General features: G+C 34.5%; 17 protein-coding genes. All 17 read left to right on the top strand.

Features of this window, described 5'->3' with window-relative positions:
- Positions 1-903: a UDP-N-acetylmuramate dehydrogenase gene (gene murB, locus ACWG0P_RS10210; RefSeq protein WP_455801634.1), complete on the top strand. Its 903-nt coding sequence runs from the start codon at positions 1-3 to the stop codon at positions 901-903.
- Positions 891-1670: a cell division protein FtsQ/DivIB gene (locus ACWG0P_RS10215; RefSeq protein ID WP_455801635.1), complete on the top strand. Its 780-nt coding sequence runs from the start codon at positions 891-893 to the stop codon at positions 1668-1670. Before murB ends, ACWG0P_RS10215 begins: the two co-directional genes overlap by 13 nt.
- A 61-nt stretch (positions 1671-1731) precedes the next feature.
- Complete coding sequence (locus ACWG0P_RS10220; protein WP_455790086.1) at positions 1732-2091, top strand: Asp23/Gls24 family envelope stress response protein; 360 nt, start codon at positions 1732-1734, stop codon at positions 2089-2091.
- 12 nt (positions 2092-2103) lie between these two features.
- The gene (locus tag ACWG0P_RS10225; RefSeq protein WP_455801636.1) at positions 2104-3735 is read left to right on the top strand and encodes a DAK2 domain-containing protein; all 1632 of its coding nucleotides are present in this window, start codon (positions 2104-2106) and stop codon (positions 3733-3735) included.
- Between the two features lie 95 nt (positions 3736-3830).
- A complete protein-coding gene (locus tag ACWG0P_RS10230) occupies positions 3831-4622 on the top strand; it encodes a helix-turn-helix domain-containing protein (protein ID WP_455801637.1) in 792 nt (263 codons plus the stop codon).
- A 30-nt stretch (positions 4623-4652) separates the two neighbouring features.
- Entirely contained in the window at positions 4653-5120 is a 468-nt protein-coding gene (locus ACWG0P_RS10235) for a VOC family protein (RefSeq protein WP_455801638.1), read from the top strand.
- A gap of 91 nt (positions 5121-5211) precedes the next feature.
- Positions 5212-5604, top strand: a complete 393-nt coding sequence (locus ACWG0P_RS10240; RefSeq protein WP_455801639.1) for an SRPBCC family protein — start codon at positions 5212-5214, stop codon at positions 5602-5604.
- Positions 5605-5701: 97 nt separating this feature from the next.
- Positions 5702-6073 carry a GntR family transcriptional regulator gene (locus ACWG0P_RS10245; RefSeq protein ID WP_455790081.1) on the top strand — a complete coding sequence of 124 codons (372 nt, stop codon included), beginning with the start codon at positions 5702-5704 and terminating at the stop codon, positions 6071-6073.
- A gap of 3 nt (positions 6074-6076) precedes the next feature.
- Positions 6077-6928 (top strand): ATP-binding cassette domain-containing protein, encoded by an 852-nt coding sequence (locus ACWG0P_RS10250; protein WP_455801640.1) that lies wholly within the window; start codon positions 6077-6079, stop codon positions 6926-6928.
- Positions 6925-7584 (top strand): ABC-2 transporter permease, encoded by a 660-nt coding sequence (locus tag ACWG0P_RS10255; protein WP_455801641.1) that lies wholly within the window; start codon positions 6925-6927, stop codon positions 7582-7584. Before ACWG0P_RS10250 ends, ACWG0P_RS10255 begins: the two co-directional genes overlap by 4 nt.
- A gap of 57 nt (positions 7585-7641) precedes the next feature.
- Positions 7642-8268 carry a hypothetical protein gene (locus ACWG0P_RS10260; RefSeq protein ID WP_455801642.1) on the top strand — a complete coding sequence of 209 codons (627 nt, stop codon included), beginning with the start codon at positions 7642-7644 and terminating at the stop codon, positions 8266-8268.
- A 673-nt stretch (positions 8269-8941) separates the two neighbouring features.
- Positions 8942-9955: a heat-inducible transcriptional repressor HrcA gene (gene hrcA / locus ACWG0P_RS10265; RefSeq protein WP_455790077.1), complete on the top strand. Its 1014-nt coding sequence runs from the start codon at positions 8942-8944 to the stop codon at positions 9953-9955.
- Between the two features lie 9 nt (positions 9956-9964).
- Positions 9965-10582 carry a nucleotide exchange factor GrpE gene (gene grpE, locus ACWG0P_RS10270; RefSeq protein WP_455801643.1) on the top strand — a complete coding sequence of 206 codons (618 nt, stop codon included), beginning with the start codon at positions 9965-9967 and terminating at the stop codon, positions 10580-10582.
- Between the two features lie 17 nt (positions 10583-10599).
- The gene (gene dnaK / locus ACWG0P_RS10275) at positions 10600-12408 is read left to right on the top strand and encodes a molecular chaperone DnaK (protein ID WP_455790075.1); all 1809 of its coding nucleotides are present in this window, start codon (positions 10600-10602) and stop codon (positions 12406-12408) included.
- A 100-nt stretch (positions 12409-12508) separates the two neighbouring features.
- Positions 12509-13621 carry a molecular chaperone DnaJ gene (dnaJ, locus tag ACWG0P_RS10280; RefSeq protein WP_455801644.1) on the top strand — a complete coding sequence of 371 codons (1113 nt, stop codon included), beginning with the start codon at positions 12509-12511 and terminating at the stop codon, positions 13619-13621.
- Positions 13622-13750: 129 nt separating this feature from the next.
- Complete coding sequence (locus ACWG0P_RS10285) at positions 13751-14917, top strand: AAA family ATPase (RefSeq protein WP_455801645.1); 1167 nt, start codon at positions 13751-13753, stop codon at positions 14915-14917.
- Positions 14918-14920: 3 nt separating this feature from the next.
- Positions 14921-15445 carry a hypothetical protein gene (locus ACWG0P_RS10290; RefSeq protein WP_455801646.1) on the top strand — a complete coding sequence of 175 codons (525 nt, stop codon included), beginning with the start codon at positions 14921-14923 and terminating at the stop codon, positions 15443-15445.
- Positions 15446-15629 lie beyond the last annotated feature (184 nt).

Consider the following 15629-nt stretch of genomic DNA (forward strand, 5'->3'; position numbering starts at 1 on the left):
ATGAATATTGAGAAAAGACTACAACCATATGCGGATGTTGAATGTGATGTGCCGTTAAGTTCACGAACAACCTTTCGTATTGGTGGAAAATGTAAATATTTTATATATCCAAAAAATGAATTAAATTTACTTCGTATTTTGGATATCCTTGAAGAAGAAAATATCCCATGCCGTGTATTTGGTAAGGGTAGTAATATTTTATGTAGTGATGACGATTATGAAGGGGCGATTTTGTGCTTAGATCGTTATTTTACAGATTTCACATTTGAAGAGAGTGGGGAATGTGTGGTGCAAGCAGGAGCTAGCATCATTTTATTGGCTCATGAGGCAATGAAGCAATCGTTTAGTGGATTGGAATTCGCAAGTGGAATTCCTGGTACTATTGGTGGCGCTGTATTTATGAATGCCGGGGCATATAAGAGTGATATGTCTAAAATATTAAAAGAAGTATATGTGGTACAAGATAAAAATATCGTGACTATGGATGTGAAGGAACTTGCCTATAGTTATCGTCACTCTATTTTTCAATCCAATCGTGATTGGATTATTATTGGGTGTCGTATACAATTGCAGCAAGGAGATCAAAAAGAAATTCGTGACTTGATGGATTCTAGAAGAAAACGTCGTATGGAGTCACAGCCTTTGGATAAACCATGTGCTGGAAGTATGTTTCGTAATCCAGAAAAGTATCAGGCATGGGAGTTGATTGAGAAGATTGGATATCGTGGGAAACGTATTGGTGGAGCCATGGTTTCTGATAAACACGCAAACTTTGTGGTGAATGAAGATCACGCACGAGCAAGTGATGTGAAGGAACTTGTAGAACATATACAGCAGGAAGTAAGAGAGAGTTTCGATGTAGAATTGATTACGGAAGTTGAGCAATTTAATTGGAAGAAATAGAAGATATTCTATACGATGATGTCGAAGCCAAATATCTTGCCCTGCAAAACAAGAAGAAGAATCGAAAAAAGAAAAGAAGAAAAATTAAAGTGTTTACCGTGTTGATACTATTTGTATTTGGGTTTTTATACTTTAGCAGCGATTTATCAAAAGTAAAGTCATTGGATGTAAGTGGAAATGTATTCTATACAAAAGAGACGGTATTGAAGAAAGCACAGCTTTCTTATAATACCCGATACATAGTAATACCAAAGTTTTATATCGAATGGAAACTAGAACAAGATGAACTCATTGAAGATGTTCGTGTAAAGAAGAATTTAAATGGTGTCATTTCTATTCAAGTGAAAGAAAAGACAATTGTTGGATATTATATAGAAGATAGTAAAAACTATATTTTGATGAACGATGGTTCTAAGAAAGAAATAGAACAAGAATATTTGTCATCCATCGTAAACTTTCCTTTGATTGATGGATTTGATAATGCACAACGAAAGAAATTAGCCAAAGCATTTGGGGCTAAGAATGAAGTAAAGCCAGAAATATTACGTATGATTTCAGAAATCGTACCATATGCGACAAGTTATGATGCACATATGGCAAAGATTGTCATGCAAGATGGAAACGTAATTTATACATCGTATGAATCCATTCCACTTTTAAATAGTTATCTAGAAACCATTGTAAAGTTGAATAAAGATCATGCATGTTTATGGCCTGATATTAATACGGGAAGTATTCAATCTTCGGATTGTACCATAAAAGAATAATCACAGTATTGGATTTCCTTTTGTAATTTGGTATAATTAAAAAGATATAAGGAGGAATTTTATGTCAATCTCTAAAAGTACACAGTATGGTAATATAAATATTTCAATGGATGCGATTGCTTCTTTGGCAGGTGGAGTCGTAACAGAATGCTATGGTGTTGTTGGAATGGCATCTCAGAAATTCGTGAAAGATGGTATTGCGGAATTATTAAAGAAAGAGAACTATACAAAAGGTATCGTTGTACGTCAGGAAGAAGACGGCTTAGAACTTGATTTGTATGTGATTGTTTCACACGGTATCAAAATCAGCGAAGTTGTTCATGAAGTACAAGAACGAGTAAAATATATGTTAGAAAAATCTTTAGAACTGGAATTCAACAAAGTCAATGTGTTTGTCCAGGATGTGAAAGTCATTAAGTAGGTGTAATTGAAAATGGATATGATTAGTGGAAAACTGTTTAAGGATATGTTAGCAAGTGGTGCCAACAACTTGTCAAATAAGTTCAGTGAAATTGACGCATTGAATGTCTTCCCAGTACCAGATGGTGATACGGGGACAAACATGTCTTTAACCTTTAGTGCAGGTGTAAAAGATGCACTTGCATGTCATAGTGATGATGTGTGTGAAATTGCTAAGGTTCTTTCGAAAGGACTTTTAATGGGAGCTAGAGGAAACTCTGGGGTTATTACATCTCAGATTTTTAGAGGTCTTTATCAAGGCGTAGATGGTATGAAGGAAGTCAATGGCTTCCAGTTAGCCAATGCTTTGGTAAGTGGATCACGTGTTGCCTATAAGGCAGTTATGCGTCCTGTAGAAGGTACCATTCTTACCGTAGTTCGTGAAGCAGCAGATTATACATATGCGTTTGCGAGCGGGAAAGAAGACGTCACTTGTTTAGAAGTTATGGAAAAGATGGTATTAGAATCTAAAGAAAGTTTAGAGCGTACACCAGATCTTCTACCAGTTCTAAAAGAAGTAGGCGTTGTAGATAGTGGTGGAGCTGGATTATTAACTATTTTTGAAGGTTTCCTTTCAGCTATGAAAGGGACTGTGATTGAAAAAGAAGATGCTAGCGAACATAAAGAAGTTGCTGGTGCTGCGATGGAGAGTGAAGAATTTGGATATTGTACAGAATTCATCATTCGTTTATCAAGCAGTGGTATGCAACACTTTAAAGAAGAAGCATTAAAGAATTCATTGGCACGTATTGGTAATTCTATCGTATGTGTTCAAGATGATGATATCGTAAAAGTGCATGTTCATACATTAACACCTGGAGAAGCATTGAATCTAGGACAACGTTATGGTGAATTTGTGAAGTTAAAGATTGAAAACATGCAGGAACAACATGAGAATATCATGATGAATGCAAGTGTAGAAGCTGCACCAAAAGAAGAAAAACCAAAACAGAAGTACGCCATCATTACGGTTGCGGCTGGAGATGGTTTACGTGATATGTTCACAGAGTTACGTGCTGATTATGTAATCAGTGGTGGTCAAACAATGAACCCATCTACAGAGGATTTTGTAGAAGCCATTAACGAAGTGAATGCAGAAAACATTTTCATTCTTCCAAACAACTCTAATATTATCTTAGCGGCGCAACAAGCAGCTACGGTATGTGAAGATATGAACGTACATGTAATTCCGAGTAGAAGTATTCCACAAGGATTATGCGCATGTATCAACTTTAATCCAGATGTTGACTTTGATATGAATCTTTCAGAAATGAACGATGCCTTATCTCTTGTGAAGACTGGACAAATTACGTATGCAATCAAAGATACAACATTCGAAGGCATGGAGATTAAAGCTGGAGATTATATGGGTATCAAAGAAAAAGATATTGTAATTTCGATTACAGACAAAATGGAAGCGACAAAACAATTGATTGATCAAATGGTCGATGAAGAAAGTGAAATCGTAACCTTAATCTATGGTGAAGATGTAAATGAAGAGGAAGCGAATGCCATTTCTTCCTACATCGAAGATAAGTTCGATGTAGAAGTAGAAATGAACAATGGTATGCAACCAGTATATTCCTTCATCATTGGAGTAGAGTAAAACGTAAAAAGTGCCTAACGGCGCTTTTTTATATGATTGAATTTTTATTTTCATGTATGATATGATACTAGAAACAAATATATTGGAGAAATTATATGAACGTAGATTGTAAAAAATATCCTACATTTGATATACATAAGGACACGCATTTATTTATAGAACCACATCCAAAATTAAGCGATTGTATAGCACATTATACGTATATGCAAGATCAATGTTTTGAACAAAATGCCAGTTTAACACTGGTTCCAGATGCAGCAGGTTGTTTGGTCTTACAAGATAGTGGGAATGGTCTTGAGTGTATGTTTTGGGGACCTACTACAAGAAGTGTAAAGGTACATGCAAATCCTAATCTTCATTTTCGCTTCTTTGTGGAATTTCACCCAACAGGTGCCTATGCATTGTTTCATCATGATTTGAACGCGTATATAAATATATTAGCGGATTTGAAGGAAGTGGATGAGACAGTGGAAACAAAGATGATAGAGGCATATCATACATCTTCGTACTTGCATACCTTTGTACAACGAGTGGATGAGATCTTTTTAGAACTATTACATAAGAATGAAGAAGAAGATAAAAAGCTAAAAGCTTTTGTATTACAGCCAAGTAAAATTGAGGGAATGGGGTATAGCAAGCGCCATGTTCAACGTTTATACCAAAAACAACTTGGGTGTAGTCGAAAGGACTATCAACGCGTAGAACGTATCAATCAAGCAGTAAAACAACTTCAAGAAACAAGTGACAGTGTAGCAGTGGTTGCTCAAGCATGTGGGTATTATGATGAATCGCATTTTATTCGTGATTTTAGTAGTGTGTTGGGTGTATCTCCAAAACAATACAAAGAAACTATGTCCGTTTTTTACAATGAAGAACGCAAGTTCTAAAGTATACTATACTTACTAAAGGAGGTACTTATGAAATATCAAGGAATATGTATGGCATCAAGAGATTTAGAGAAAACAAAAGCATTTTATAAGAATTTGTTAGGCGCAAGAGTGATTCAAGATTTTGGTGAGAATATTACGTTAACTGGTGGGTATTCTTTTCAAATCTTACATAGTTGGATGAATTTTCTAGGAAAAGAAGAAAATGAAGTTGTGTTCGGTGGAAATACACAAGAACTTTATTTTGAACATGATGATTTAGAAGAAATCATGGATAAGATAAAACAGTATCAAGTAGAATGTATCCATGAGATACAAGAACACTCTTGGGGACAAAGAGGAATCCGTTTCTATGATCCAGATAAACACATCATCGAAGTAAGTGAAAGTATGTCTTGTATGGTAAAACGAATGAAACAACAAGGAATGAATGAACAAGAAATTCATCAAAAGACGGGATTATCCGTGGCCATGGTAAAACGATTTTTAAGTAAATAGTAAAAAAAGCTAGATTTCATAGCTTTTTTTTAGATATGACACAGGTTGTCATATCTGGTGTGCTATACTTTCTAAAAAGAGGAGGAAGTTCATGACAACAGCAACTATAGAATTTGAGATAGAGAAAAGTGTAGAGGAAGTATGGAACGTAATAACGGATTTACAGCAGTATGAATGGCGAAGTGATATTCTTCAAATTAAAATTCTTGATGATAAAACCTTCATAGAAGTATCCAAAGATGATATTGAAACGACATTTACCATTACCTCTTTTGAAGTGGGTAAGCGATATGCCTTCGATATTGATAATAAAAATATGAAAGGGCATTGGATAGGTTTGTTTGAGAAAACAAATAAGGGAACCAAAGTAATCTTTGAAGAACAAGTAGAAGTAAAACATCCGATTATGAACTTGTTTTTGAAGAAATTTCTTACCAAACAACAAACAACATATGTAGATGATTTGAGAAATGTATGGAAATAGGATACCAAGCGTATTCTATTTTTTTAAAATAAACAGTATATAACAGTTGACAACAGTTATATACTGTTATATACTGTTTATAGAACAGGAGGAGATTATGAAAATAATTATCAGTAATGCATCCATGGTACCAATCTATGAACAAATCATGGATCAAATAAAGAGTGCCATTGTAAAAGGGGATACATCCTTTGAAGAAGCGCTCCCATCTGTTCGCTCACTGGCAAAAGATCTTAAAATCAGTGCATTGACAGTAAAGAAAGCCTATGACAATCTTGAACGTGAAGGTTTCATCGTTACCATACATGGGAAAGGTAGCTTTATTGCGAATACAAATGCAGATTTATTGTTAGAGGAGCAGAAAAAAGAAGTAGAAGCTGATTTGGAAAAGGCCGTCCAAAAGGCGAAACAATGTGGAATGAGTCTTCAAGAGATTCAAGATTTAATTACACTTATTATGGAGGGATAACTTATGATGCTGGAAATGAAAGATGTTAGAAAACAATACGATCGATTTTTGTTAGATTGTACTTTACGAATAGAAGAGGGGCGCGTTGTAGGCCTTGTTGGTCAAAATGGAGCAGGTAAGACAACTACATTTAAAGCAATGCTTAATCTTATTGATATTGATGCAGGTACCATTTCCTTATTTGGTAAAACACATGATCAATTAAGTGTAGAAGATAAGATGAAGATAGGCGTTGTGTTAAGTGATGCAGGATTTTCAGAATATCTGAATGTAAAAGGTGTTCTATCCATTGTACGTAACTTATATAAGAATTTCGATGAAGCTGAATTTTTGAAGAAGTGTGCAACTTTTCAAATACCGATGGATAAAAAAATAAAAGATTTCTCAACAGGGATGAAGGCAAAATTGAAATTGATTGTGGCGATGAGTCATGATGCGAAAGTATTGATTTTAGATGAACCTACAGCTGGTTTGGATGTCATTGCACGTGATGAATTATTAGATATGTTACGAGGGTATATGGAAGATGAAACACATTCCATCTTGATCAGTTCTCATATTTCATCTGATTTAGAAAGCTTATGTGATGACTTCTATATGATCCATAATGGAAAGATTGTACTACACGAAGATACAGACGTACTCTTAAGTGACTATGGAATTTTAAAAGTAAGCGAAAAGCAATTTCAAACATTAGAAAAACAATATATTCTAAAAGTAAAAGAAGAATCATTTGGATATCGTTGTTTAACGAAAGAAAAACAGTTCTTTATGGATAATTACCCAGATATCGTTGTGGAAAAAGGAACGATGGATGAAATGATTTTAATGATGGTGAAAGGAGACTCTATATGAAAGGTTTACTCATAAAAGATTTTCAAGTATTACGTACCAATCGACAATTGTTAATCGTTGTACTCGCAATGTTTGTATTCTTTGGTTTAACCCAAGATGGTGCTAATGTCTTTATGGTGAGTTATGTGACCGTGGTATCAGGCATGTTGGTTATGAGTACCATTTCTTATGATGAACTCGATCATGGCTACTCCTTCTTATTTACACTTCCTATTACACGTTCTTTATATGTACGTGAGAAATACTTGTTTGGATGTATCTTGTCATTCAGTGGATGGTTATTATCTTCTCTTGTATCCACTGGATTATATATGGCACGCTCTTCTGTTATCAATTGGTCCCAATGGGGATTTACGCTAGGTGCTTTTATCTTCATCATCTTCATTCTATTAAGCGTGATGTTGCCAGTACAACTAAAGTTTGGTGGAGAAAAAGGAAGAATTGCCCTGATTGGTATGATTGCGGGAGCATTTGCGGTAGGTGCACTTGTGATAACGGCAGCAAAATACTTCAACATTGATTTTACTTCTTTGTATCAAATGGTAGAATCCATGGGTTCGCTAGGTATTGTGGCGGTAGTGGTTGTGGTAACATTGGCAATCGTGGCAGTATCTTATCGCATTTCTTTAAACATAATGAACAAAAAACAATTCTAAGACATATACGATACCTCATAAAGTATGCTATAATAGCACTACTTGTGAGGTATTTTTATGGAACATGAACAATTAGAAGAAGTTAGCTTAAACTGGAGAAAAGAAGTACAAGAAATCTATGCTTCCTTTGTTGCATCAAAACAGATTTTATCCGATGCAAAGAAAGAACAATTGCATACATTGTTGAAAAATCGTGAAGCTGAAGTAAGTATTGATGAGTATGTAAATATCATGTATATGGAAGGCAAAACATACGAGAGTGAAGGCAATCGCAATGCAGCAAGATATTGTGCTATGCGTATTTTATGGATGAAAGAATGTTACGAAAAGCCAAAGAAGAAAAGACCTAGGTTTTTAGACATGCATCCTTATACCTTCCGTGATGAAGTATTAGCGTTTGTTCGTGAATATACAGATTTTCTAACAGAAACATACGCAACCATCAATCGCAAATTACTTATTATCAGTGGACTTCTATTAGTTGTAGTGATTGTGATATTATTCTTTGTGTTGCAGGTGAATATTCTTCTTGCAATCGTCGAGGGAATCGGACTATGTGCATTGAATTTCTGGTTACAGAAAAGAAAGCTTCCAGAGATGTTTCAAAAGAATCAAACCAATGTGATTGAAAAATATATCGATGCGGATCTTTTAGAATTTGATCGCTCATATCGAGTGTTTTAATTTATTTTAGATATGTGATACAATGTAATTGTTATCATAATTCTACGTAGGGTGTTGAAAATTTTATTATATAATATTTAGTTAAAGGAGATCGTATGGAAACTTTGAGTAAAACTTTTAAATATAAATATGAAATTGCTCTCATAACATTACATATTTTTATCACTTCATATTGTGTCTTTAGTAACCAAATGCAAGTTCAATATACGATGGCGTTTATCATGGTATTTGTCCTCTTTTTCCTAATACATAAGAACTATGTAAATGCAAAACTATACGCTATTGGTATCATTTGTTTACTTCTAGGTTTTGTTTGTCTTCTTTGTCTTTTAAATAACAAAGCTTATGTGGAGGTAATCAACGCATATTGTACACATTTGTTTTTACTTTATACAAGCATTTATATAAGGAATAGAATGTCTAAATTTTAAATAACAGATGTCAGGAATATGTTCATAATAGAAGAATAGATAAGCTATACGGTAATGTTTGGAAGTTCATTATACTAGCAAATAAAGGATTCATTCTTATACAAAATAGGAATGGGTCCTTTCTACATTATGGAAAATGATGTTAATTTGATGTTTTTAGCACTAAAGTGTTGACAGTGCTAAAAAACTGTCATATACTATTAGCAGACATAGAGGATGAGTGCTAGAAAGGAGTGAATGGAATGTTAACAAACCGTCAGACATTGATTTTTAAAGCCATCGTTGATGAGTTCACGAGAACGGCAGAACCCGTTGGTTCCAAGTCCTTGATGGATATGTTAGATTTTGTTTGCTCAAGTGCTACGATTCGTAATGAAATGGCAGCGTTAGAAGAGCTAGGGTTGCTAGAAAAGACCCATACATCAAGTGGTCGTATCCCAAGTAGCAAGGGATATCGCTTCTATGTTGAACATCTAATGGAGAAGCAACTAGATGATACCGTTAAGAATTCTTTAACGCAAATCTTCAGTGAGCGTCATTACTCCATAGAGGAAATCGTCAAGAAGAGTTGTGATATACTTTCTCAGATGACATCCTTAACATCCATTGTATTAGGTCCTGAAAGCCGTACCCAAACCTTACAGCATATTCAATTATTCCCTTTGAGCGAAAGAAGTGCTGTAGCAGTCTTTATCACAGACCATGGGCATACGGAGAACAAGACATTTAACTTTAATACAGATGTTGGTGTAGAGGACATCAAAACTTGTTGTAACTTATTGAACGATAAGTTAGCAGGAACCCCAATCAATGAAATTGTAGTGCGTATGAATGAGATTGAGCCATTGCTTGCATCTCATGTAGCTCGTCATGAGGTGTTATTTGAAGCCTTTGTGAACGCATTTATGCGATTTGCGACAAACAATGTGTATTGTAGCGGTCAATCCAACATGCTCTATCAACCGGAATTTGCGGATATAGAGAAGTTAAAGGAATTGATGAAAATGCTAGAAGATAGTTCTTTGTTTCGTCAGATTGCGAACCATGAAGGAAATATGGCAATTGAAATTGGTGGAGAACATGAACTTATTCAAGTCAACAATGTGGCGGTCATTTCTTCGAAGTTCAAAATCAATGATGATGAACAAGGGGAGCTAATGATTGTTGGACCTACTCGCATGCAATATAATCGTGTGGTTGCGTTGATGGAGTATATGAGTAAAGTAATTGAAGATATGTATAGGAATGAACGATAGGAGGTCAACATGCAGGACGAAAAAGATGTAGTAGAAAAAGAAACATGTGATTGTGAATGCAATGAAGAAGTTGTTAATGAAGAAAACAAAGAAGTAGAACAGGCAGAGGCTTCCAAAGAAAGCAAGGAAGATAAAAAATCTAGTAAGTTTGGTAAGAAAAAGAAAATTGAAGAATTAGAAGAAGAAATTATAAAATTAAAAGAAGAAATCGCCGCTAGTAAGAATGCTTATTTCAAAGCATATGCAGATGCGGAAAACTTGAAGAAACGTTTACAAAGCGAAGCAGACAATGTTCGTAAATATCGTATTCAAGGATTTGCTTCTGAAGTATTACCAATTATTGATAACCTAGAGCGTGCGCTTAGTGTAAAGAGCGAAGATGAAGCATTAAAAAACTATGTAAAAGGGTTTGAAATGATTTATCAGCAGTTGATCACCGTACTAGATAAAGAAGGCGTTAAAGAAATTGAAGCGTTGAATCAACCATTTGATCCAAACATCCATCAAGCATTGATGCAAGAAACTATAGAAGGTGTGGAATCAGGAATTGTTGTGGAAGTGCTTCAAAAAGGATATATGTTAAAAGATCGCGTATTACGCGCTACACTTGTAAAAGTAAGTGAATAAAATAGGAGGAAATGAACATGAGTAAAATTATTGGTATTGACTTAGGTACAACAAACAGTTGTGTGTCTGTAATGGATGGTGGAGAATGTAAAGTAATTACAAATCCAGAAGGAAATCGTACAACTCCATCTGTTGTGGCTTACAAAAACGGTGAAAGAATCGTTGGTGACGCTGCAAAACGTCAGGTAGTAACAAACAAAAACACAGTAAGTTCTATCAAACGTTTAATTGGTACAAATGACAAAGTAGAAATGGAAGGGAAACAATACACTCCTCAAGAAATTTCTGCAATGATTCTTCAATATTTAAAAGGTTATGCAGAAGATTATTTAGGTGAAAAAGTTGAAAAAGCAGTTATTACAGTACCTGCATACTTCAACGATGCACAGCGTCAAGCTACAAAAGATGCTGGTAAAATCGCTGGATTAGAAGTAGAACGTATCATCAATGAACCAACAGCTGCAGCACTTGCTTATGGTATTGATAAAACAGATAAAGAACAAAAAGTTCTTGTATATGACTTAGGTGGAGGAACATTTGACGTTTCTATCCTTGAGTTGGCAGATGGTACATTTGAAGTATTATCTACAAACGGAGATACAAAACTTGGTGGAGATGACTTTGATAATGTGATCGTTGATTGGATGGTAGATACATTCAAGAAAGAACAAGGTTTTGATTTACGTAAAGATACAATGGCAATGCAACGTTTAAAAGAAGCTGGAGAAAAAGCGAAAAAAGATTTAAGTGGTGTTGTTCAAACACAGATTAGTTTACCATTTATCTCTGCAGGTGCAGATGGACCTCTTCACTTTGAAGCAACTTTAACACGTGCTAAATTTGATGAAATGACAAAGACATTAGTAGAACGTACAATGGAACCAGTACGTAATGCATTACGTGATGCGGGTCTTACAAAAAATGATATTCACCAAGTATTATTAGTAGGTGGATCTACTCGTATCCCTGCTGTTCAAGAAGCAGTGAAGAGTGTATTAGGAAAAGAACCAAACCGTTCTGTAAATCCTGATGAAGTTGTAGCAATGGGTGCAGCAATTCAGGGTGGAGTTATCCAAGGAGATGTAAAAGACGTATTATTGTTAGACGTTACTCCATTGAGCTTAGGTATTGAAACAATGGGTGGAGTTATGACAGTATTGATTCCACGTAATACAACTATCCCAACAAGTAAATCACAAGTGTTCTCAACTGCAGCTGACAACCAGCCAGCAGTAGATATCCGTGTATTACAGGGAGAACGTCCAATGGCAAACGACAACAAAGAATTAGGTATGTTCAAGTTGGATGGTATTGCGCCAGCACGTCGTGGTGTACCTCAAATCGAAGTTACCTTCGATATTGACGTTAATGGTATCGTGCATGTTTCCGCAAAAGATAAAGGAACTGGTAAAGAACAATCTATTACGATTCAAAATACAAGTGGATTAAGTGATGAAGAAATCGATCGTATGGTTCGTGAAGCTGAGGAACACAAAGCGGAAGATGAACAACGCAAAGAAGAAATCGATTTACGTAACCGTGCAGAAGGATTCATTGCACAGATTGACGGTATGTTAGCAGATAGCGGAGATAAGATTGATGCTGCTCAGAAAGAAGAAACTCAGAAACTTCGTGATGATCTTCAGAAAGCATTAGATGACAACGATATGGCTAGTGTAAAAGAGAAATTAGATGCTCTTGAAAAAGCTGCTCAGGCTGCAAGTGCTCAAATGTACCAACAACAACAAGCTGGTGGTGCTGATGCAGGTGCAACTGGAGCAAATGACGATAACGTTGTAGATGCAGAATTCGAAGAAAAGAACTAATTAACATAACGACAAAACAAGTGCATGCGCTTGTTTTGTCTGTTGCATAGTATTGTGTTTTCTAAGGGAAGACAAGTATGAAGAATTCATTAGGAAGGTGATGACATTGGAAAAAAGAGATTATTATGAAGTCCTTGGTCTACAAAAAGGGGCCAGTGACGATGAAATAAAAAAAGCATATCGTAAGATGGCCAAGAAATATCACCCAGACATTAATAAAGACCCAGGGGCAGAAGAAAAGTTTAAGGAAATCAACGAAGCGAATGAAGTACTAAGTGATCCTCAAAAGAAAGCTACCTATGACCAATTTGGTCATGCTGGCATGGATGGTGCTGGTGGTTTTGGCGGAGGACAAGGCTTCGGTGGATTTGATGACCTTGGAGATATTTTCGGTTCTTTCTTTGGCGGTGGTTTTGGTGGTGGTTCATCTCGTCGTCAAAGCAATGGTCCACGTAAAGGAAATGATCGTTTTATGCAGATGCGCATTGATTTTATGGATGCCATCTTTGGTAAAACAGAAACAGTTAGTATTGATGTAGATGAACAATGTGATGAATGTATGGGAAGTGGCGCAAAATCTAAGTCCGATATTAAATCATGTTCACGTTGTAATGGTACGGGAAGTGTCACAACACAACAACGTACTCCATTTGGTGTATTCCAATCCCAAAGTGTATGTCCAGAATGTAATGGTAGTGGAAAGACAATTGCGAACAAATGTTCAAAATGCCATGGCAAAGGATATGAACATAAACGTGTAAAATTAGATATTAAGATTCCTGCAGGAATTCAATCTGGTCAACAGGTGAGAGTACAAAACAAAGGAGAACGTGGTATCAATGGTGGTGCTAATGGAGATTTGTACATTGAGGTTTTAGTCACAAGACATAAACAATTTGTACGTGATGGAAACGATATTCGTATTTCCATTCCATTGAGTGTTATTGATGCAGTATTAGGTTGTAAAGTAGATGTTCCTACTGTATATGGAGATGTAGAATTATCCATACCAGCAGGTACACAACATGGGCAATTGTTTCGCTTAAAAGGAAAAGGTGTAAAAACAACACGAGGTCAAGGTGATCAATATGTTGAAGTACAACTAGAAATTCCTACGAAGATTAGCAAAGAAGAACGTGAACTTTACGAAAAGATTAAAAAGAAACAAGAACACGAATCCCCATTTGATAAATTTAAGAAAGCTTTCAAATAGATAAAATAAAGCGGAATTCAACTTCTGCTTTTTTTAAAAACTCATAAAATGATTTTATTTTAAATAAATATTGTTAAAACGCTTAAATTGGTGTATTATATATAATATAAACGGAAAAGGTGATTTTATATGAAGATTTTCAAGATAAAGGCATCAGGATTATATTTGCTAAAAGATGAATTGGAGATTGACTTTTATGCCGAACAACGGGTCAGCGAATCAAACACAGAAACGATGACCAATGTATTTTCTAATTTTTATATAAATAATGTTATTTCATTTAATGGTGTTAATGCTTCTGGAAAGACAACTATTTTAAAAATTATTGCTTTTGTTATTAATATGTTAAATAATGAGCCAATCCACTCAAATGAAAGCAATGATATTTTGAAGTGTATGAAAAATACTGCTAAATTTGAAGTCTATTTTTATGGTGAAAACAATGAATTTATAAAATTGGAAACGATTATTGGTGTTAAAGTTGATAAAAATACAGAAGTGCCAACTTATTTCATAGAAAGAGAAAGCCTGTGGAAAAAGGATGCTTTAAAAATAAAAACCAAGAAATCATTATTTGATTTTGATAATTTGAGTCCGTTTCAAATACGTGAGAAAGATGAAGAATTTCTTATGGATGATGTCAGCATTATAATTTCTTATAACAAAAAAAATAATAGTCAATTTATACTCTATGATAGGAGTAAAGAGACCAATATAAATGTGCTTCATATACTAGGGAACTTTCCTTCTCCTTTGATAAATTTTTTGGATCCAAGTATTGAGTCTCTAGTTTTTAAAATGAAAGAAAAGGATTTTGAAATAAAATTGAAGTTTTATGAAGAAAACGAAATTATTCTTTTTAATCCTATGGAATTAAATAATTATTTATCATCTGGAACAATCAAAGGTTTAAATGTTTTTATAAGTGCAATGATGGCTTTTAAAAACGGAGGGTATTTTATTCTTGATGAGATAGAAAATCATTTTCATCATGAGATTGTATCAACTCTTATTCGTTTGTTTATGGACAAAAACACAAATGCTTTAGGTGCTGTGTTACTATACTCTACACATTATGCAGAGCTACTGGATGAATTTGATCGAAGTGACAATATCTATATTATCAAAAACAATAAAGGTATTTATGCGAAAAAATTGTCAAAAATACTAAACCGTAATGATATTAAGAAAAGTGAAGCATATGCAAGTGGTTTTCTAGAAATGACTACACCTTCTTATAAGGCGTATATTAATTTAAAGAAGAGCATTCAAAATGCTAAATTTGATTTGAGGTAAAATATGAAGTTAGAGGGGTATATTGCATGCATTTGTGAGGGAAGTGCTGAACAGGCGATTATTGAATTGCTGTTAGATGAAAACAAGCTTACATTTAAGAAAGAGGACATGCTTGAGGAAAAAATACTAAGATGTAGAGATGCAAAAAAGTTTTCAGAAAAATATTTGCGAAAAAATTTTGATGATGAAAAAATTACAATTCTGAGAATATTAGATTCAAGAAAAGAACGTTTTAATTTACCAAAGGCTTATCAAAGTAAAGTTAACGTGATTAATATCATAACTGCACCAGAAATTGAAATGCTTGTAGTGTTTCGTGAGAACAAATACAACGAGTATAAAAGATCAAAAAAGAAACCAAGCGATTTTTGTAAAGTCATATTAGGGTATGATAATGTAAAAAGTGCAAAATTTATTAGACAATATTTTCAAGATATAGATTCTTTAATTCTGGCGGTTCAAGAGTACCGCAGGGTTTCCAAAATAGATAAGGGAGAGTATTCACTTTGTGATTTATTGGATATTTAGGGTGATGTATACCTTTGTGAAAATAGTTTCATAAAAAAGTTATGAAAACTCTAGCAAATGGATGTCAACCGTTTTTGAAAATGTCTCAAAAAAGATGAAACATAAGCGAAAATAAAATCTCTCACTAAAATGGCAGATCATCATAGATAAAGGCATTATCAGTAATCGGTGATGAGGGAATCAG

Source organism: Amedibacillus sp. YH-ame6 (assembly GCF_053848845.1).